Here is a 20427-nt window from a genome sequence, read left to right on the forward strand (position 1 = left end):
TAATTGAGGTATGAGTTTTATTGAAAAAGTCAAAAAAGAAAATAAAATTGTTTATCAAATCCTGGCAAACAGTTATAGTAATAACAAGATAGTTCATGCATATCTTTTTTCTGCTATGAAATATCAAGAAATTATTAATGAACCAAATATGCTCATTGACTTGTTAATTAATGAAAAACCATTTTCTGGTAAAACTAGAAGTATCAATTCGTATGCTGATTTAATTGTCTTAGATGGGTCTAATGCCCTTATTAAAAAAGGGCTTGTAATTGATGCAGCAAATAAATTACAAGAGTCAGCACTTGATGATCGTGGGATCAAAATTCTATTAATCAAAAATGTTGAAAACACTAATATTCAATCCATTAATTCGTTGCTTAAATTTATTGAGGAGCCCACACCAAATACATTTATTATTATGACAACAAATAATATATCCGCGGTTATCCCAACCATAAAATCAAGATCACAAATTATCAATGTTAAAAAGCTAGATAAAAATATTATTGAGAAGAAATTATCTGAGTCCGATATTCCTTCCATATACACGACATTACTTGCAAATATTGCTGATTCATATGAAGAAGCAATGAAAATTTTTAGATCAAATGTTTTCCAAAAACAATACAATGAAATTATTATAATTCTTCAAAAATCTATCGTTAACAAAGACAATATGATCAATGAATTAATGACCCTTATTTTGAAATTTGATTACAAAACTATTCTTTATATGATAAAAGAATTTTTCAATGATATTTGAAAAACGGAAACAGGATTAAACACATCATTTAAAAACCAAGAGAAATTATTGCATTCATATAAAAGTTTTAACTATAAAAAGGCCATACCGTTAATTAATGATTTTCTTATTTCTCAAAATAGTTATGTGAATTTTGAATTATATAAGACTAGTTTTCTAATTCATTTAGAGGAATGCTATGAGTAAATTATATGTTATTGGAACACCGATCGGAAACCTAAAAGACATCACTCTTAGAGCCATTGAAACACTCAATGATGTTGATGTTATTGCTTGCGAAGATACCAGAGTAACTAAAAAATTGTTAAATCATTTAGAAATAATTGGCAAAAGAACAATTGCATACCATGATAAAAACGAAAAATCTTCTGCTAAAGGAATTATTGAAATGATTTTATCTGGCAAAAATGTAGGTCTTGTTTCAGATGCTGGTATGCCAGTTATTAATGATCCAGGATATGAGGTTATCAGACTTGCAATTGGTAGTGGCGTAGAAATTGTTGTTATACCTAGTGTTTCTGCGGTACTCACAACACTTGTATTATCTAATTTTGATACTCATTTTACATTTATTGGATTTTTAAAACCAAAATCAGGACAACGCCAAAATCAACTTAAAAAGTTGTCTCCCGGAACATATGTAGCTTTTGTATCACCTCATAGAATCATGAGTGAACTCGAGGACATAAAAACAGTATTTACTGAAAATATTAAATTATTTTTAGGCAGAGAATTAACGAAGAAATTTGAAACACATTATCGTGGAACTGTTGTTGATGTAATGGAGGCGATTAAGGATGAAATCAAAGGTGAGATGTCGATTGCATTTGAAGTTCCTAAATTCAAAAAGGTGAATAAATATGCTAAGTAATGATCAATACGAATTAGGGACAATAGTCCATCTCAAAAAACCTCACCCGTCAGGCACCATAGAGTGAGAAGTTGTAAGGGTTGGAGCGGATATTAAGATTAAATCAACAATAAAAAATGATCTTTTTATTATGATGACTAGAAGAGAATTTAATCGTAAAGGCAAAAAAGTTGTAAAAAAATAGTAAGAATACTTATGAATAATATCTATCCGTTTTTTTTGTTTTTAATTACAGCTTTAATAAATCCTCTAAACAAAGGATGCTCAAACATGGGTGTGGAGCTAAACTCTGGATGAGCCTGTACTCCCAAATAAAATTTTTTCTTGGGCATTTCAACAACTTCAGCTAAGTTTTGTTTTTTATCAAAACCAGTGAATTTGAATTCGTTATTTTGAATTTGCATTAAATATCTTGGATTAGCCTCATATCTGTGGCGGTGTCTTTCAATTGATTGGTCTGATGTATATAATTTAGAAATTAATGATCCTCTAATGTGTAATGTTGTTGATTCTCCTAATCTTAGAGTTCCTCCAATATTACCGTCTTTTCCTTTAATTATGTCTATAACAAACGTTCCTTCATCGGATACTTCTGAAGAAGTCGCATCGTCAATGCCTTGACGCCTAGCTTCAGCTATAACCATAGCTTGGAAACCATAACAAATCCCAAAAGTTGGAATATCTTTATCGCGATTATATTCAGCTACAATAACTTTTCCCGAGAAACCTCTTGCACCAAATCCTGGCAAGATAATTGTCCCATCGGTTCCAGAAATTTTACTCTTGATATTTTTCTCTGATATACCATCAGATTTAATTCATTTAAATGAAACATCAAACATTTGATTAATTGCTGATACTTTAACTGCTTCAACAATTGATTTATATGCCTCCGGAAATTGAGCGTATTTACCCACCATGGCAATCTTAATTTCACCTTTTTTTTCAGCATCAATTAATTTAATGAATTTATTCCATTTGGTTAAATCAGGTTTTTGTGTTTTCATTCCAAAGTAGTTTAAAACCATTTCAGACATTTTATATTTGGCAAAATAATTAGGTATCTTATAAATATTAGATACATTAGGAACAGGTATAACAAATTTTTCATTTAGAAACGAAGTGATAGCTATTTTCTTAACAATAAAAGCTTCTGGTTCTTTGTTCCCTCTTAATAAGATGATATTCGGTCTTAATCCATTTGATTGAAGAAGCGAAATAGATTGTTGTGTTGGTTTGGACTTGAATTCATTTGAAGCACTCAAAAAAGGAACATAAGTTGTATGAATAAGCATTGATTTTTTTTCGTTCATTCTGATGAATTGGGAAATAGCATAAATAAATGGTTGAGATTCAATATCTCCAACAGTGCCTCCGACTTCGGTAATGATAAAATTCGCTTTAGATGTTTTTCCCGCCTTTTTTATCTTTTCAATAATTTTATCAGTGACATGAGGAACCACTTGAACTGTGTTTCCGTCAAATTTACCTTGACGTTCTTCATTAAGTAATTCAAACAAAATACTTCCCTGTGTATAACTAGAGTTCTTGGTAAATTTTTCACCAATAAATCTTTCATAATGACCGATATCCAAATCAGTTTCTGCTCCATCTTTTGTAACATAAACCTCACCGTGTTGGTAAGGTGACATTGTTCCTGGATCAGTATTATAATAAGGATCCAATTTTTGAACAAAAACTGAAAAACCAGAGTTCTTAAGCAAGTTACCTAATGAAGCTGCTGAAACACCTTTTCCTAATCCTGATAGAACTCCGCCTGTAACAAATATATATTTTGTTTCCATATTTTCTCCCTAATTTCAATTATATATATATCTAGTTTCTATTTTCAATATAAAAGTTATTTTTTTGATAGAATGTTACTAGAGTCTTTGGGAAATGTGAAAATCATTACCGGTGGTCAAGCCCACGAGCGAAAGCTGATTAGGATAGTTGCCTAAGCCGACGGAATAGTCCGGATAAAGAAGATGATAAGACTCTAGAAAGGGTCTTTTACTATGCCCTATAAAAATATAAATTTTAGAATCGCATTCGCTGGAATATTCCTTGGTGGAGGGCTATTGTTTCAGTTTTTATCAAAATTTATGCCACTAGTTCCACAACTTATGGATATTAATTTATCACTTGTTTTTATTGTTCCTATATTTTTTATATCTGGATACTGAATGGGTATGATGACTTTGATTATTAAATATATCTTAGGTCCAGCCATTGGCAGAGGTTACAATCCGCCTGAAATGATTGGTCAAACTATTTTATTTGTTGCTGGTCTATTATTTATTCATTTATTACTTATCGCACAAAAAGCAAGATTAATAAAAAATAAATATGGAATGTATATCGGTATTACAATTATTACACTTTTCTCATCATTTATCATGACGACATTAAATGGTGTGTTATTTGTTCCACTATATTTTATGGCAGCATCTGATGAACCATTTAAATTTGGTTCCTACAATATATCATGAGGCAATGTGACTCAATATTGAGCTGTTATATACTTGGTATATTTAACTGGTAATATCATTAATTATGGTTTAACATCATTAACTTTGATCGCTATTTTTAAAGTTAAAAAAATATTTTAGCAATTAAGATATTTGATTGCTAATTTGATATAATAATATTAGTTAAAAGGAGATTACATGAAATACACAGTTGTACCTACTAGGGGAGTGATTGTTTTTCCAGGCCATTCATCAGTTGTTGAAGCGGGAAGAAGAGGATCACTAAATGCTGTTGATTTAAGTGTTTTACAATACGAATCAAAACTAGTCATTATTTCCCAAAAGGACCCTATAAAACCTTTTGTGGAAAATGAGGAAGACCTTTATAAGGTTGGAACACTAGTTTCAATTAAAGTTGAAAAAAAATCTGAAAATGGTTCTAAATCGATTTCAATGTATGGAATAAAAAGGGTGAAAATCAAATCAATTGAAATAACTGACAATTTAATAGAAGCTGATGTTGTTGAATTAGCCAGCAAAAGTGTATCATCTGAAGATGAGCAAAAAGTTGTTGATTTAATCTCGCAAAAAATGCAAAACATTATGTCTTCAATGGCTCCAATGCCAAAGGATGTTCTTTCATCACTAGCCACAGGTATTACTGCTGGTGAACTAACCGATTTAGTTGCTCATTATGTACCTTTTAAATTTTCTGATAAGCAAGAAATATTAGAATCATTTGTTTTATATAAAAGACTTGAATTAGTTAATGGCTTATTAATATCTAAAACAAAAGAAAGAGAAGTTGATCACTCTGTTGATATGAAAGTTAAAAAAACACTTGATGATCAACAACGCGAATTTCTTTTAAGAGAAAAACAAAAAGCAATTAAAGAAGAGTTGGGTGAGCTTTCTTCAAAAGATTCAGAAATAGATGAATGAAACAAAAAACTTCAAGATAAAAAATATCCCCATAACGTTAGAGATGTTGTTTTACAAGAAATGAGAAGATATGAATCCATGCCATCAATTTCTGCTGAAGCACATGTTTCAAAGGGATATATTGAATGAATAATGAAATTACCATGAGATACATATAGTGAAGATTTATCTGATTTAAGAAAGGCTCAGAAAGTTTTGGATTCTAATCATTATGGCTTAAAAGAAGTTAAGTCAAGAATTATAGAACATCTTGCTGTCAAGATAAAGACAAATTCTCACTCATCTCCAATTTTAACATTGGTTGGTCCCCCTGGAGTTGGTAAAACATCATTGGCAAAATCAATTTCTCAAACACTTGGAAGAGAAATGATTAAAGTTTCACTTGGTGGAGTTAAAGATGAATCTGAAATTAGAGGTCATAGAAGAACTTATGTAGGAGCAATGCCCGGTAAAATTATTCAAGCAATTAATCGTGCTAAAACTTCTAACCCCATTATTTTATTAGATGAAATTGATAAAATGTCATCTGATTATAAAGGTGATCCCACTTCTGCTATGTTGGAGGTTCTTGACCCAGAGCAAAACAAAAAATTTCAAGACAACTATATCGAACTTGAATATGATTTGTCAAATGTGATGTTTTTAGCAACTGCTAACTACATTGATCAAATACCTAATCCATTAATGGATCGTGTAGAATTGATTAGATTAAATCAATATACAACAGATGAGAAAATTGAAATTGCTAAAAGACACATTATTAGTGATGTCATCAAAGAAAATGGGCTTACAAAAAATTTGTTTAATATTTCTGATGCTACAATTGAATATGTTATTAATAAGTACACACTTGAAGCAGGTGTTCGTGGATTAAAAAGAACATTATCTAAATTAGCAAGGAAAATTGTTGTTCTAAAATTAAATGGAGATGTCAAAAGTTCTTATGTCATCACTATAGAAAAAGCTAAAAAATTATTAGGCAAAGAAAAAGTAACTAAAGAAGTGTTGAAGGGTAAATCAGAAGTGGGGTTGACAAACGGAATGTATTTTTCAAATGTTGGTGGTGGAATACTTCCGATTGAAGTCAAAACATATGCATCGAAAGCAGGAAACATTATATTGACTGGCTCGATTAAAGATGTTATGAAAGAATCACTCACTATAGCAATTGCCTATATTAGATCAAATGCTAAAAAGTTTGGTATTAAATTTGATTTTGAAAAAAATGTTATTCAAGTTCATGTTCCTGAAGGGGCAACGCCAAAAGACGGCCCATCAGCTGGTATTGCTTTTACAACAGCTGTCTTATCGGCACTTTTAGGCAAACCAGTTAAAAGAGATATCGCTCTTACTGGTGAAATAACATTAAGAGGTAAGGTGTTAGAGATCGGTGGATTGAAAGAAAAAACTATTGGTGCAGTTGAAGCAGGAGTTAAAATCATATTCATTCCCGAAACAAACAAAAAAGATATTTCTGATCTTTCTAAAAAGGTCAAGGAAATAGCAAAGATTATTACGGTCTCGAAATATGAAGATGTATATAATAAAATATTCGCCTAGGGCGAATATTTTATTAATCTTTTATTTATAAAGAGTTTTTTTATACTCTGTATTATTAAACATTTTAATGAATTCAACTAGTAAATCCACAGTGGCATCAAAATCTTTTATAGAACCAATTTCAAATGGTGTATGTAAATATCTTGTTGGAATTGCGATTGAGACAACAGGAATTCCACCTTTAGAATATTGTGTAACTCCAGAATCATTTCCTCCCCCAGCTGAAACATATTTGTAAGCCGGTATTTTGTGTTTTTTAGACAAATCAAACAACATGTTAGCAAGCGTTGGATTTGCAATAGCACTATTGTCTTTCATTGTAACTGCAACTCCATGCCCTAATTTAGTATCTCCCTTGATAATACCTGGGGTATCATGAGAAACTGTTGTATCAATGGCAATTGCTATATCTGGTTGAATATGTTGGGTTGATGCTTTGCCACCTCTTAAACCCACTTCTTCTTGAGCAGTTGCAACAGCATAAATAACATTATCGTGTTTGACACCTTTAAGTCTTTCTACGATTTTAGCGATAATGGCAACACCGATTCTGTTATCAACGGCTTTGGCCATATATTTATCACCATCAGCTAGTAATTCAGCTGTTGACATTCTAACAACTTGATCTCCCACATCAATTCCTGCTTTTTTTACTTCTTCAACAGAACCCAACCCAAGGTCAACATAAACATCCATCATTTTCATAACTTTAGTTCTAACTTCAGGTTGTAAAACATGAACAGATGTAGATCCAACTACACCAATGAACTCTTTACCTTTAGTATTAATGACTTTCACCTTCATAGCTAAGATAGTATGTACCCAGTGACCACCAACTGGTGATATTCTTAGCATTCCTTCTTTTTCAATTTGTTGCACAACAAATCCAACTTCATCCATGTGAGCAGCTAACATAATTTTAGGACCTTTTGTTCCTATTTTTGCTATTACTGAACCAAATCCATCTCGTTCAATTATTGCACCGCTTTTCTTAACTTCAGCTTTATATGCTGCAGCGATATCACTTTCATATCCTGAGATTCCATCTCTGTTTAGAAAGTTAGATATATACTTAAATGTTTCTTTATTTGCCATGTTCATCTCCTTGCCATTTATTATATATAATAAAACTATGAATAATGAAAAATTAAGTTTTTATATTGATAAGAAAATAATATATGTTGAAATCGAAAGAACAATCAATAATAATATGTATTTAAAGATCAAAAATAATGCTATCGTGGTTTCTGCTAATAAGATGATAAGAACCAGTTTTATAAGAAAATTTGTAGAAGAACACATTGAAAAGTTTGTTAAGCATTTAGATGATAAGAAAAAGAGTGAACTATATTCATTGGTTGATAATTATATTTGGATTTCAGGAGTTAAATTAAAAATTACGGTATTAACCGGATTTAATAAACCATTAGCTGTTGTTGAAGGAAAAAAATTTTATATCAGGAGCAAAAACGGGACTAACTCTGAATCAATTGAAGTTATCAAACATTTTTTGAAGGAAGACATACTTAAAAGAGTTGACATAATCCAAAGAATATGAGAGAAAAATATGGAAATACCAAAACATACATCATCTGCATCCTACAAAAATTCTTCATGAGCAAGTAATAGCTTAAGAAAACAAAACATCAATTATTCATCGAAGCTATCTCATTACAATGATGAGATTATCAATTATGTTGTTATTCATGAACTTGCTCACTATAAAGTACCAAATCACTCATCATCTTTTTGAAACATAGTTAATCAATATGAACCCAATTACAAAGAAATTAGAGATCGCTTAAAAGATAGTAAAGTACCTATAAAATAATTTTGATTTAACACAAAATAACTCTTTATTTTGTAAAATAATTTTTTTATTCTAAAAATACAAAATCAATATCTAATAGTGCTTTTACTTTATAATTTAAACATATGTTAGATTTTCTAGGAAAAAGACTGCAAAAATCCATGTCAAAAATGAAAGTTAAAACAACTTTATCTGAAGTTGATATTTTAGAAGTCACAAGAGAAATAAAAATGGCCTTATTGGAAGCGGATGTCAATTTAATTGTCGTGAAAGAATTTATTAAATCAATCAAGGAAAAAGCAATTGGTTCAAATATTATTGGGAAATTGAACCCATCTCAGCAAATGGTAAAAATTGTTAAAGATGAATTAACTGATACTCTTGGCGGTGAAACAAAAAGAGCAACAATAAAAAATAAACCACATTTAATCATGATGACAGGACTTCAAGGTTCAGGTAAGACAACTACATCAGCTAAGCTTGCAAAATATTTCATGAAAAAGCTGGACATAAAAAAACCGTTAATGATTGCTGCTGACGTTTATAGACCGGCGGCCATTGAACAACTAATTACCCTTGGTAAGGAATTGAATATTGATGTTTATTCAGAAGGAACAAATGTTGATCCTGTACTTATTGTTCACAACGGACTTAAGAAAGCTAAAATAGATGATTATGACTTGGTTATTATTGACACAGCGGGTAGATTATCAGTTGATGAAAAGTTGATGCAAGAATTGGTGTTAATTAAGAAAGCATCAAAACCAAATGAAATATTCTTTGTTGCAGATGCCTTATCTGGACAAGATATTATTAATGTGGCAAAAATATTTAATGAAAAATTAAATATCACAGGCTCCATTATTACTAAGCTTGATTCTGACGCTAGAGGTGGAGCAACACTATCTATTAGAAAAATGCTAAACATACCGATTAGATTTATTGGTACAGGCGAAAAAATATCTAATCTTGATTTATTTCATCCTAATAGAATGGCCGAAAGAATTCTTGGCATGGGCGATGTATTGTCTTTGATTGAAAAAGCTGAAGAATTTATCGATGAAAAACAGTCGAATAGAATGATGAATAGAATGGTGTCAGGTCATTTTGATTTAAATGATTTATTGGCACAACTTGAACAAATGAAGAAATTCGGTAAAATATCAAAAATTATGAATATGATTCCGGGGATGAGTGGGAAAATATCCAAGGATAAATTAGATGGGGCTGAAGTTAAATTAAAATTATATGAAATACTAATTACATCTATGACAAACCAGGAAAGAAAGAATCCAAAATTATTAAAGACGGCTTCACGCAAAGGCAGAATACTTAAAGGTTCCGGTAGAAGTCCACAAGAGTATAACCAATTAGTAAATGAGTTTGAGAGAATGTCTAAGCAAATGAAATCTGTTGCTAAATCTATGAAAGATGGCTCATTTAATCCTGGAATGATGAATGGGATGATGTAATGAAGACAAGAATGGAACTTTGAAAATCATATCGTGATGATATCCAAAGGAACAATGAGTTGCAAAATGCAGTTCGTCTTTCAAATGCAAAATTCAGGACGCTTTTCGAAAGGCTATCAAAGGTAGATCCATCGTTTGATGAAAAATATTTTAAACAAAATTATAAAAACGATTTTTTATTGAAGGATATTGGCAAGCATAATGAGCTTTCTCATGATAAAATATATGAATTGCTAAATCTCATTAATAAGACTGAAGAAAAATATTCATATTCGCTCAATTACATTGATAAAATTACTTTTTCATCTGAGGAATTGATAGATATATTCGAATCCATGAAAGACGGCATATCAAAAAAAATGGAATATATTGATGATAATACAGCTGTTGACATTTCTATTGAAACAAAAGTAGTCAACTTAGGGAGGCTGAATATGAAATTAAATATCGCGATTGATGGTCCTTCCGGGACTGGTAAATCTTCAGTTGCAAAATTAGTTGCTGAAAAATTTAAGTTAAAATATATTAATACAGGACTTGTTTATAGGTCCATCGCCTTAAATGCTATTGAGCTTAAAGTTGATTTAGATAAACCCGCAAACATCATTGAAGCATTAAAAAATCTCACCATCGAATTATTAGATAATGAAGAAGTTAAAATTAATGATGTGAAGGTCACAAAAAAATTAAGAGGGGACGATGTTTCACAAGCTTCTTCAAAGGTAGCAGCAATTCCAGAAGTAAGAATGTTTGCCCTAAAGATAATGAAGGATGCTGCAAAATATGGTGGAATAATCATGGATGGTAGAGACACAACATTTAGAGTACTACCCAATGCTGATTTAAAATTTTTTATCACAACAGACATCATAACTAGAACAAAAAGAAGAGTTAAGCAAAATAAAAAACTCGGACTTAATGTAGATTATGATAAGGTTTTTAATGAAATACAAAAACGTGATAATAGGGATACCACAAGGGAATTCGATCCTCTTCATGTCGTTGAAGACGCGGTTTTAGTTGATTCATCTAATATGACTCTTAATGATGTGGTTGACGTCATATCCATGAACATAGAGAATTTATTAAAAAGGAGAAAAAATGGATAATCTAGTTGCGATAGTCGGTAGACCAAATGTCGGAAAATCCACATTATTCAACAAGTTAATTGGCAAAAGAGTGTCAATTGTGCATGATCAACCCGGAATAACTCGCGATCGTCTTTACCATGATGCAGAATGAATTGGTAAGAATTTTAAGATTATTGATACTGGTGGCATCACAATAGGTAAGGATGATTTTCAAGAAGATATTGTAATCCAAGCTAGAATAGCCATTGAAGAATCCAAACTAATTATTCTAGTAGTTGATGGGTTAGTTGGATTAACATTTGCAGATCAATTTGTTATTTCCTTGATCAGAAAGTCTAAGAAGAAAGTATTACTTGCTGTCAATAAATTAGAAGGTAACAAAGACATGGACCCATCTATTTATAGTTCAGGTCTTAAAGATATTTTTCAAATATCTGCCATTCATGGTGAAGGTGTTGGAGATTTGTTAGATGAAGTTGCAAGTAATCTTGACGATATAGTTGAAGATGATCAAAAAATTAATCGACTTGCCATTATTGGTCGTCCTAATGCTGGTAAATCTTCACTTCTTAATTCACTTGCCGGTAAAGAAAGATCAATAGTTTCAGAAATATCGGGCACAACAAGGGATTCTGTTTCATCGATCATTGATATTAATGGTGAAAATTTTAAGGTTATTGACACCGCAGGTATATCTAAGAAATCCAAATTAATTGAATCGGTTGATCACTATGCTCTTGCAAGAGCATTTAGCTCATTGGAAAATGCCCATGTAACACTGCTTATAATTGATGTAACATTGGAATTATCACATTTTGATGCTCGATTAGCAGGATATGCAATGGAGAAACAAAAGCCAATCATTATTGTTATTAACAAATGAGACTTAATTCAAAAAGATGTTATGACAATGAAGAATTTTGAAAAGAAAATTCGTAAAGAGTTTAAATTCATGTCTTGAGCACCAATTGTATTCATTTCTGCAATAAAAAGTGATAGACTTTCTAGTTTAAAAGATATAATAATAATCGTAAAAGAAAATATAAGAAAAAAGGTAAAAACCAGTTTATTAAATGAAATGATTATGGATATTCAGGCAATGCAACCAGCTCCATCTTTTAAAGGCGGGAGATTAAATATTGCATTTGCAAAGCAAGTTGAATCTTCTATTCCTAAATTTATCTTATTTGTTAATAATGAAAAATACTTACATTTTTCTTATAAGAGATATATTGAAAATCAATTTCGAGAATACTTTGGCTTTCTAGGAACGCCAATAAAAATTGTTTTAAGAAATAAAAAGGGGTAGCATGACTAAAGAAAAAATAACTATTATTGGATCCGGAGCATTGGGAACATCATTAGGGAAAGTTCTTTTTGATGGAGGTAGTGAAAATATTGTCTTCTATGGCCTAAATAAGAAAGAACTTTTTGATTTATCTAATGGAAGCAACATTAAATATTTTCCTGATTCCATTAAGTTACCAAAATTTAAAACTACAACTTCACTTAAAGACGCAATTGATGGAGCAAAATATGTATTAATTGCAGTTCCTTCATCAGCGATGTCAATTGTTTATCCACAAATAATTGAAAACATTTCAAGTGAAGTACTTATCATTTGTGGATCAAAGGGTTTCTTTCCCGGTACCAAAAAATCATTACACAAGGGAATGAAAGAATTATCAAAAAGAAACAAAAATATTAGAGGGGTCGTTTCTTTAATTGGCCCATCTCACGCTGAAGAAATTGTTAAAGAGGTTCCAACAAGTATAGCAGCAGTTTCAAGAAGCGACCAAAACAACATTGAAGTGCAAAACTTATTCTCAAACAGGTATATGAGAATTTACACACAAAGAGATGTAAAAGGTGCAGAAGTTGGTGCGGCATATAAGAATGTTATAGCAATTGCATCAGGAATTATAAACGGATTAGGTCTTGGTATTAACTACAGCGCAGCATTATTAACAAGAGGAATGAAAGAGATGAGTGTTTTTAATAAATTTCATAAAGGTAAAAGAGAAACCATAATGGGTCTAACCGGACTAGGTGATTTAATTGTTACTGCAACCTCGGAACTATCAAGAAATTTTACATTCGGTAAAGAACTTATAACTATTGGTAAACAAAAAGCTTTAGCATCAAAAGCCACTATCGAAGGGCTTTTTGCACTGGATATTATTTATTTAATTGGTCAAGAAAATGGTCTTGACTTACCAATTGTTTATGCCTTGCATGATATTATTCGAGGCAAAGATGAACCAGAATTTTTTTATGTAAAACTATCAAACAGAAAGTTGGAAGCAGAATAAAAAAACCATTATTAATGGGTTTTTTGATATAATATTATTGATAACACGATATCACAAAAAACAGAATGGAGATTTTATGAAAAAATTAGAATTAGTATTAGCAATCGCTAATGAAACAGGACTTACAAAAGCTGATGCAGAAAGAGCTCTTAACGCGTTCATCAAGGTCGTTACAGAAGAAGTTAAAAAAGGTAATAAAGTTGCAGTTTCTGGGCTTGGTTCATTTGAGAGAGTGGCAAGAGCAGCAAGAAAAGGCATCAACCCAGCAACAGGAGCATCTATTAACATTAAAGCCAAAAATGCACCTAAATTTAAAGCAGCCAAAGGATTTAAAGACTTAGTAGCTTAATTAAAAAATAGCTTATAAACCCGGAAAAAATATTCTACACCTTTAAATAAAAAGGTAAGTTAGAATAAAATTTATAAACACATTCTATGAAAGGAATGTGTTTTCTATTATGGGAAACAACTATCAAAAGAACAATGACTTTGGTGATTTAAAAAATATGATTCAGGACTTATGAATTGTACGGAATATTTTAAAGCATTGCATTTAGAAGATGTTAGTTATGCAAGACAAAAAAAGACAAGGATCTCAAAGATATAAGGGAGCATTACTAAGGATAGTAGAATTTATGAATAAATACAAATTATGAAAAATAGAGGATAATTTATTTATGAACAGTAAAATTGTAACTAGAGGAAGAAAAAAAGAAGAGATCCAAAAAAAAGATTGTAGAAGTTGTTTCTAATTTAACTGAAGAAGAATTGAAAAAAATTGCAGTAAGATATTTAGAAATTATGGAAAAAAAGAACAAAAATCATGAGATCAGCTTAATTAAAATAAGCAATGCTAGAAGGGCATATATATTCTGATTACATAGAACAACTTTTTATAAAGAAAGCAAAGAGAAGGTATATAAAATTAATTATTTAAAAAATGAAATATTTAAAATTTTCTATGAAAACAATAAAATCTATAGAAGTTTGAGAATAGCTGCTAAATTAAATCAAAACGGTCATTCCATATCTGATAGAACCCTTAGGAACTATATGAATAGATGAAAATTAGAATGCATTACATAGGAAGAAGAAAAAAAGATCTGAAAGCAAAAATACAACCGTAGAATTTCAAGATTTTATCAAAAGAAACTTTAATCTTGTTAAAGATAATATTATCACTACTGACGTCATTTACATAGCAACAAATTTTTGTTTACATTTCTGTCGCCATTAGCCATAAAACTAAACTTATTGAGTCCTATAAAATTAGCTTTAATAACGATACCAAATTAATTTACAATACTTTAATGACTTTAAAAACAAGAGAGAATATGATTGCACATTCAGATCATGGTTCTCAATACAATTCAAATGATGCAAGAATCCTGAGCAAAAAAATATAAAATATTGATATGTTGAGTTAAAAACTCATTAGATAACCAATAATTTGAATATTTCTTTGGTAATTTTAAATTATAATGCTTAAATCATCTTCCAACATACAAATATTCATTCAATGAAATTAAAGTAATTATTGATCATTACATACAATGATATAATGCAAAGTAGACTACAATGAAAAGTAACAACCGATGTCAGTGCATATGCATCCTAAAGTGCAGAAATATCTCCCCTAGATTTATTGTTATTTTTTTATATTATTTTTGTAATATATCCAACAAAATCTAATATGCCAGGATATTCAAGTTTCAGTTCATAACATGTACTTCTAGCTTTTTCGATTGTTAGTGATTTTCTTTCCAATGAATCAATCAACTTTTGTTCAACAATAAAGTATTCATTGTAAAGCGTGTAACCAACAATGTAGAAAGCACATCCTCCGTGTTCAAGAATTGTTTTAATATAATCACTTTGGTGAGATTTAATGTTGGATAATGGTAAATTATCGTTAATGGTGCTTTTTGCCTCAAATGCAACAAAAACACTTTGGTAGATACCATAGTAATCTGCTGTTGATTTAGACGAAACAAATCCGTTCTTCACCTTTAATTTATTATGATGCTTTTCTATCCCGCTAAATTTGATTGGAATATGTTTTTTATGGAATATGCAAATCGATTCTCTTTTATACATAATAATTGTTTTATTTATTAATGACTCAAGCATCATTCCTCTATTCTTCATTTTTACCTCCTATATCTATATGTAACAAAACAAGACATGTTTGATATTTTTTTCAATTTTATTGTGATATACTTAAAAAGCAATAATTCCCTCATTGGGATAGCACAAACTACATCCTTAGGAATTCATACAAGTGTTGCTCCAATGCGGAGTCTTGATGTTCGAACTTTGGAGAAGAAAGAAACGGAGAAACAAAATGGAAAATATCCAACAAAAAGATGATTTTAACAAACCCAGAGTAACAAATGAAGTAAAGAATATTGCCTCAAAAGACAAGCTATTAGAAGCAGGTGTTTATTTTGGGACCAACAAATCTCAGTGAAACCCTAAAATGAAACCTTACATATTAACATCTAAAAAAGGTGTTCATATTATCGATATTCATAAAACTAAAAAAACGCTAGAATTTGCTTATAAAATGGTTGTGAAGTATGCAGAAAATAAAGCTAACTTTATTTTTGTTGGCACTAAAAAACAAGCTAAAGCAACAATTAGGGAAAACGCTCTAAGAACTAATTCGCACTATGCATCAGAAAGATGATTAGGTGGAACATTAACTAACAATAAAACTATTTATAACAGAGTAAGAAGAATGGTGACACTTGAAAAAATGGAAGAGAATAATTATGAAGGTTACACCAAAAAAGAAGGTGTAATGTTTGCTAAAGAACTTGCCAAACTGCAAAAAAACTTAAATGGTATTAGAAACATGAGATTCTTGCCAAATGTCATGATTGTTGCTGATCCAATTGGTGATTTAATTGCTATTAAAGAGGCAAGAAGGTTAGGAATTAAAGTTATTGGTATTGTTGATACTAATGTCGATCCTTCAATTGTTGATATTGCGATTCCGGCTAATGATGATTCAATTAAATCTGTTACTTTAATTGTCACAATTTTAGCTGATGGTATTGCTAAAGCTAAAAACGGTGAACAATTATTTGCCTATCAGGATGATTCAAAAATTATTCTTCCTGAAGAACTGAAGCCCGAATGAAAAATTAAAAAAGAAAAAAGACAACAAGTATTAGAGAAGAGAAAATCTCAGTTCAAAACAAGAGAATCATTTAAAAAAGATGAATCAAAAACCATTCCTCAAAAACCAATGGAGGTTAATAAACATGCTGAGGTTAATAACGAAGTTACTAAAGTTGAAACAAAAGCAGATATAGCTGAAGTTACTAGTGAAAATCACACAAAAACTAATTTTGCATCTTTAAAAGTGGATGAACTAAAAAAACTTATCAAAGAAAAAAATATTGTAGTAGAAGGCAAAGGATTAAAAGGTGACCTTGTGAAAGCGCTTGAGGAGAACGAATAATGGCTGATATAAAGTTAATTAAAGAGTTAAGAGATAGAACTGGATCCGGATTTATAGATGTTAAGAATGCTCTTGAAGCATCAAATAATGATTTGGGTAAAGCGGTTGTATGACTACAAGAGCATGGTGTTGCTAAAGCAGCCAAAAAAGCAGGAAATATAGCTGCAGAAGGTGTTGTTAATATCGCTGAAAATGATAAATCAATTGTAATTTATGAAATTAATTCTCAAACAGATTTTGTTGCACAAACTGATTTATTTAAAGATTTAGTTCAGAAAATTGGAAAATGCTTATTGGAAAATATTTTTACCAATATTGATGAAGCAAATCAAGCCAAAGTTAATGGTAAAACCATTAAAGAGTTGACAGATGATGTAACAGCTACAATAGGCGAAAAAATTATCCTTAGAAGAGCTAAAACTATTGCTAAAGATTCAAGCGTTATTGGCGCATATGTGCATACTAATAACCAAGTTGCAGCAATTGTTCTTGCTGAAGGCGGAGACTCTGCATCAATCCGTAATGTAGCAATGCATGTGGCATCAATGAATCCTCTTTATCTAGATGAAAGTCAAGTTCCATCTGATAAATTGGATTTAATGAAAAATGAAATCAGCAATGATGATTCAATCAAAACTAAACCTGAACATATCCAGGGAAAAATCGCTGAAGGAATGTTAAGAAAACAACTATCAGAAATTACGCTAGTTGATCAAGAGTTTGTTATGGAAAAAATATCTGTTTCAAAATACTTAACTTCTAAAGGGGCTAAAGCAACTAAAATGATTAGATTTGAAGTAGGTGAAGGTGTTGAAGTTAAAGAAGTAGATTTTGCAGCTGAAGTAGTTGGGCAAATGAAATCTAAATAATTATTAAGTTGTAATATTATTTTTTTAATATATCTAAGGATCAAGAATTATTATTTTTTGTTTTTTTTCATAAATTTAAGTTGGATTCTTTTTTTCTTTTCAACTATTTTTTTATTTTTCATTTCTTTATTTACTTGTATTTTTTGGAGTTCTCTTTCAATGTTTCTATTATTGATGAATTTTATTCTAACGCCTCTTTTTATTTTTTCGATTTTATGATTACGTCATTTAATAACTTCGTAGTCATATTCTGGATCATACATTTTATTAAATTTTAGAAGGATAATATTATGTAGTAATGTCATAAGACCAAGCAACACTCAAATCAGAAAAAGTCCCAATAATAGTTTTCAAATGTTGCCACCCATGTTACTATGTAAATAAACTAAGTCATATGGGTCCATTCAAATTTGAGATATTAACATATAGTAAAACATGTAGATGACAGGAAAAATCATTCCCTTGAGAACGAACCCTTCTTTTAATAGAGAAGCATCCTTGTCTCTTAACAAGTGTATAATTCAATAAAGCACAAATATTACTGGTATTACTGTATGAGCGAAAATAGTAATCAAAAATTCAAATATATATAATTTTGGAATAAAAAAATTCTCTTTATTACTAAACATAGTTGATCAAAAGATTACCCCCACAATAATCTCATACATAGCCAAAAGCGACAATGTTCTCTGCGTCATAATTCAACTTAATCATTTTGGTAATCTTTCTTCATATTTAAAAAATCTGAATACTAAGAATAAAAGAATAATAATTGTTGTTATTCAGGTGAACTGTGTGAATGTTCACAAAAAATTAGGGTGATGACTAACCATTATATAAAGAACTTCGTTAACGAGTTTGCCATTTTTTGTTAGTGTTGCTATTCTAATGATTTCTTTATCCAATCAAAATGATTGATGTAAAAGATTAGGGTTTGCTTTATTTGTAAGGTGATCAACACCCAATCCCAAATCTAGCATAATCCCATAAATTAATTTAGCTAAAATTGTTATTGTAACTATAAATACAAAAACACCAATAGTTACTTTGTTAATTTTATTCCTTCTTCTAAGAATTGATTCACTTGTCTGGAGTAATTCTTTTTTCATTGTATTAATACCCATAACAATAGTTTATCATATTTTCTCATTAGCGATATATATAAGTGTAAAGCAAAAATGCTTGACATATACCAAAATATGTTATGATAATAAGGAAATAGGAGGCCAATATGGTTAAGATTAGATTAAAAAGAATAGGAAGCAAATTCAATGCTTTCTACAGAATTATTGCGGCTGACGCAAGAGCGCCAAGAGATGGTAGATTTATTGAAGAAATAGGTTATCATAATCCGCACACTAAAGAAACGTTCATTAATTCAGAATTAAGAGTTAAATGAGAAAAAGAAGGTGCGATTGCAACTGAAACTGTTCAAAATATATTTAAAAAATATGACAAAATGTCTAAGAACGGGAAAAGTGATATTGTTGTTTTTGACAAAAAAGTTAAAAAAGCAAAACCTATTGACGCTAAAATTGAAGTTACTAAAGTTGAAACTCCACCTGCAGAAGTTAAAATTGAAGAAATAAAAACAAAAGAGCAATTATGAAAATAAACTTTATAACATTATTTCCAAGATTCTATGAGCCATTTAAGAAGGAGTCTATCACAAAAAGAGCTATCGAAAAGAAATTGGTTGATATCAATGTAATTGATTTTAGAGCATTTACCAAAAATAAGCATAATAAAGTTGACGATATTGTTTATGGGGGCGGTCACGGAATGTTGTTGATGGTAGAGCCCATAGATAGGGCTATACAAGCAACAAACGGTAAAGTTATATTATTATCACCCCAAGGAAAAACATTTACTCAAGCAAAGGCGAAAGAATTGTCCAAATTAGAGGAAATAACATTTGTTGCTGGACACTATGAGGGTTTTGATGAGAGAGTTAGATCATTAATCGATGAAGAAATATCTATTGGAGATTATGTCTTAACCGGAGGGGAACTTCCGTCAATGGTAATAGCAGACTCAATTGTGAGACTTATTCCCGGAGTCATTAAAGAATTGTCTCATCAAAATGATTCATTTGAAAATGGGTTATTGGATTACCCACAATATACAAAGCCAAGAGAATATAAGGGGATGAGTGTTCCTGATGTATTGCTAAACGGAAATCACAAGTTAATTGATGAATGAAAAAAAAACAACAAATTAAAAAAACAAAGCAGGTGAAGCCTGAATTATTAGAAGGAGAACAAAATGAGAAATAAATTAATTGAAGCACTTGATAAAAAACAAATAAAACAAGTGCCTGAATTTAGGGTTGGTGATAACGTGAAGGTTAATGTCCGGATTAAAGAAGGGAACAAAGAAAGAATCCAAACATTTGAAGGCCTTGTAATTACTAAAAAAGGTCAAGGAACAGGATCTTCGCTTGTTGTAAGAAAAATTTCCTATGGGATTGGGGTCGAAAGAACATTTTTAGTTAATTCACCACTAATTTCTGGAATTGAAGTGATCAGGTCTAATAAAGTAAGAAAAGCTAGATTATTTTATATGAGAGACAGAAAAGGTAAATCAGCAAGACTTAAAGAAATTAAAAGATAACAATGTATTACTTTTAAATATATATGTATATATACTATATTAAAAAAACTACGACAATTGTAACATTAGAGTTTGTTCCAATATAAGTATATGTAAAGTCCTTATTCGGACTAAGATCAATTCCAAGGACCGTAGCTTCTGTTGCGGTTGAAACAATTGGGTCTGTTGTTATGGTAACTATCTC

At 30.4% G+C, this 20427-nt stretch carries 21 protein-coding genes and 1 riboswitch; of the genes, 17 read left to right on the top strand and 4 right to left on the bottom strand.

Annotated elements, in window-relative coordinates; all coding sequences use genetic code 4:
- Window positions 1-10: 10 nt before the first annotated feature.
- Genes O3I44_RS00820 through O3I44_RS00830 form a run of 3 tightly spaced genes read left to right on the top strand, consistent with a single transcriptional unit; the run spans window position 11 to window position 1818 of the window.
- On the top strand, window positions 11-949 hold the full coding sequence (locus tag O3I44_RS00820) for a DNA polymerase III delta subunit-related protein (RefSeq protein ID WP_303717305.1): 939 nt from the start codon (window positions 11-13) through the stop codon (window positions 947-949).
- Complete coding sequence (rsmI, locus tag O3I44_RS00825; protein ID WP_303717306.1) at window positions 942-1634, top strand: 16S rRNA (cytidine(1402)-2'-O)-methyltransferase; 693 nt, start codon at window positions 942-944, stop codon at window positions 1632-1634. Before O3I44_RS00820 ends, rsmI begins: the two co-directional genes overlap by 8 nt.
- Window positions 1624-1818: a DUF951 domain-containing protein gene (locus tag O3I44_RS00830; RefSeq protein ID WP_303717307.1), complete on the top strand. Its 195-nt coding sequence runs from the start codon at window positions 1624-1626 to the stop codon at window positions 1816-1818. The genes rsmI and O3I44_RS00830 overlap by 11 nt, the downstream gene beginning before the upstream one ends.
- 22 nt (window positions 1819-1840) lie before the next feature.
- On the opposite strand, the gene pyrG is transcribed toward O3I44_RS00830, so the two are convergent.
- The gene (pyrG, locus tag O3I44_RS00835) at window positions 1841-3439 is read right to left on the bottom strand and encodes a CTP synthase (RefSeq protein WP_303717308.1); all 1599 of its coding nucleotides are present in this window, start codon (window positions 3437-3439) and stop codon (window positions 1841-1843) included.
- Window positions 3440-3517: 78 nt separating this feature from the next.
- A riboswitch (FMN riboswitch) is annotated at window positions 3518-3629 on the top strand.
- Window positions 3630-3652: 23 nt separating this feature from the next.
- Here pyrG and O3I44_RS00840 point away from each other — a divergent pair.
- Entirely contained in the window at window positions 3653-4246 is a 594-nt protein-coding gene (locus O3I44_RS00840) for an MPN527 family putative ECF transporter permease subunit (RefSeq protein ID WP_303717309.1), read from the top strand.
- 57 nt (window positions 4247-4303) lie between these two features.
- Window positions 4304-6607, top strand: a complete 2304-nt coding sequence (gene lon / locus O3I44_RS00845) for an endopeptidase La (RefSeq protein WP_303717310.1) — start codon at window positions 4304-4306, stop codon at window positions 6605-6607.
- Between the two features lie 21 nt (window positions 6608-6628).
- On the opposite strand, the gene O3I44_RS00850 is transcribed toward lon, so the two are convergent.
- Window positions 6629-7702 (bottom strand): M42 family metallopeptidase, encoded by a 1074-nt coding sequence (locus tag O3I44_RS00850; protein ID WP_303717311.1) that lies wholly within the window; start codon window positions 7700-7702, stop codon window positions 6629-6631.
- 37 nt (window positions 7703-7739) lie between these two features.
- On the opposite strand from O3I44_RS00850, the gene O3I44_RS00855 reads away from it, so the two are divergent.
- From O3I44_RS00855 to O3I44_RS00885, 7 genes are all read left to right on the top strand, one after another.
- Window positions 7740-8438 (top strand): YgjP-like metallopeptidase domain-containing protein, encoded by a 699-nt coding sequence (locus O3I44_RS00855; protein WP_303717312.1) that lies wholly within the window; start codon window positions 7740-7742, stop codon window positions 8436-8438.
- Between the two features lie 104 nt (window positions 8439-8542).
- Window positions 8543-9889 carry a signal recognition particle protein gene (gene ffh / locus O3I44_RS00860; RefSeq protein ID WP_303717313.1) on the top strand — a complete coding sequence of 449 codons (1347 nt, stop codon included), beginning with the start codon at window positions 8543-8545 and terminating at the stop codon, window positions 9887-9889.
- The gene (gene cmk, locus O3I44_RS00865; protein WP_303717314.1) at window positions 9889-10998 is read left to right on the top strand and encodes a (d)CMP kinase; all 1110 of its coding nucleotides are present in this window, start codon (window positions 9889-9891) and stop codon (window positions 10996-10998) included. The genes ffh and cmk overlap by 1 nt, the downstream gene beginning before the upstream one ends.
- A complete protein-coding gene (gene der / locus O3I44_RS00870; RefSeq protein ID WP_303717315.1) occupies window positions 10991-12289 on the top strand; it encodes a ribosome biogenesis GTPase Der in 1299 nt (432 codons plus the stop codon). The genes cmk and der overlap by 8 nt, the downstream gene beginning before the upstream one ends.
- 1 nt (window position 12290) lies before the next feature.
- Entirely contained in the window at window positions 12291-13292 is a 1002-nt protein-coding gene (locus tag O3I44_RS00875; protein ID WP_303717316.1) for an NAD(P)H-dependent glycerol-3-phosphate dehydrogenase, read from the top strand.
- A gap of 76 nt (window positions 13293-13368) precedes the next feature.
- On the top strand, window positions 13369-13641 hold the full coding sequence (locus tag O3I44_RS00880; protein WP_303717317.1) for an HU family DNA-binding protein: 273 nt from the start codon (window positions 13369-13371) through the stop codon (window positions 13639-13641).
- A gap of 419 nt (window positions 13642-14060) precedes the next feature.
- Window positions 14061-14378: a hypothetical protein gene (locus O3I44_RS00885; protein WP_303717318.1), complete on the top strand. Its 318-nt coding sequence runs from the start codon at window positions 14061-14063 to the stop codon at window positions 14376-14378.
- Window positions 14379-14948: 570 nt separating this feature from the next.
- Here the strand turns inward: O3I44_RS00885 and recU are convergent.
- A complete protein-coding gene (gene recU / locus O3I44_RS00890; RefSeq protein WP_303717319.1) occupies window positions 14949-15440 on the bottom strand; it encodes a Holliday junction resolvase RecU in 492 nt (163 codons plus the stop codon).
- Between the two features lie 196 nt (window positions 15441-15636).
- On the opposite strand from recU, the gene rpsB reads away from it, so the two are divergent.
- Both rpsB and tsf read left to right on the top strand, forming a co-directional pair.
- Window positions 15637-16761, top strand: coding sequence for a 30S ribosomal protein S2 (gene rpsB, locus O3I44_RS00895; RefSeq protein ID WP_373317537.1), 1125 nt, complete (start codon window positions 15637-15639; stop codon window positions 16759-16761).
- Window positions 16761-17630 (top strand): translation elongation factor Ts, encoded by an 870-nt coding sequence (tsf, locus tag O3I44_RS00900; protein ID WP_303717320.1) that lies wholly within the window; start codon window positions 16761-16763, stop codon window positions 17628-17630. Before rpsB ends, tsf begins: the two co-directional genes overlap by 1 nt.
- Before the next feature lie 50 nt (window positions 17631-17680).
- Here tsf and O3I44_RS00905 read toward each other — a convergent pair whose 3' ends face one another.
- Complete coding sequence (locus O3I44_RS00905; RefSeq protein WP_303717321.1) at window positions 17681-18754, bottom strand: hypothetical protein; 1074 nt, start codon at window positions 18752-18754, stop codon at window positions 17681-17683.
- A gap of 107 nt (window positions 18755-18861) precedes the next feature.
- Here O3I44_RS00905 and rpsP point away from each other — a divergent pair, with 107 nt between their 5' ends.
- The 3 genes from rpsP to rplS are packed head-to-tail and all read left to right on the top strand — an operon-like array spanning window position 18862 to window position 20243.
- Window positions 18862-19245, top strand: a complete 384-nt coding sequence (gene rpsP / locus O3I44_RS03690; RefSeq protein ID WP_444542273.1) for a 30S ribosomal protein S16 — start codon at window positions 18862-18864, stop codon at window positions 19243-19245.
- Window positions 19236-19883 (top strand): tRNA (guanosine(37)-N1)-methyltransferase TrmD, encoded by a 648-nt coding sequence (gene trmD / locus O3I44_RS00915; RefSeq protein ID WP_373317538.1) that lies wholly within the window; start codon window positions 19236-19238, stop codon window positions 19881-19883. The genes rpsP and trmD overlap by 10 nt, the downstream gene beginning before the upstream one ends.
- Window positions 19884-19895: 12 nt before the next feature.
- Window positions 19896-20243: a 50S ribosomal protein L19 gene (gene rplS / locus O3I44_RS00920; RefSeq protein ID WP_303717322.1), complete on the top strand. Its 348-nt coding sequence runs from the start codon at window positions 19896-19898 to the stop codon at window positions 20241-20243.
- Window positions 20244-20427 lie beyond the last annotated feature (184 nt).

The sequence above is a fragment of the Candidatus Mycoplasma mahonii genome (genome assembly GCF_030550815.1).
Classification (GTDB): Bacteria; Bacillota_I; Bacilli_A; order Mycoplasmatales; family Metamycoplasmataceae; genus Mycoplasma_O; species Mycoplasma_O mahonii.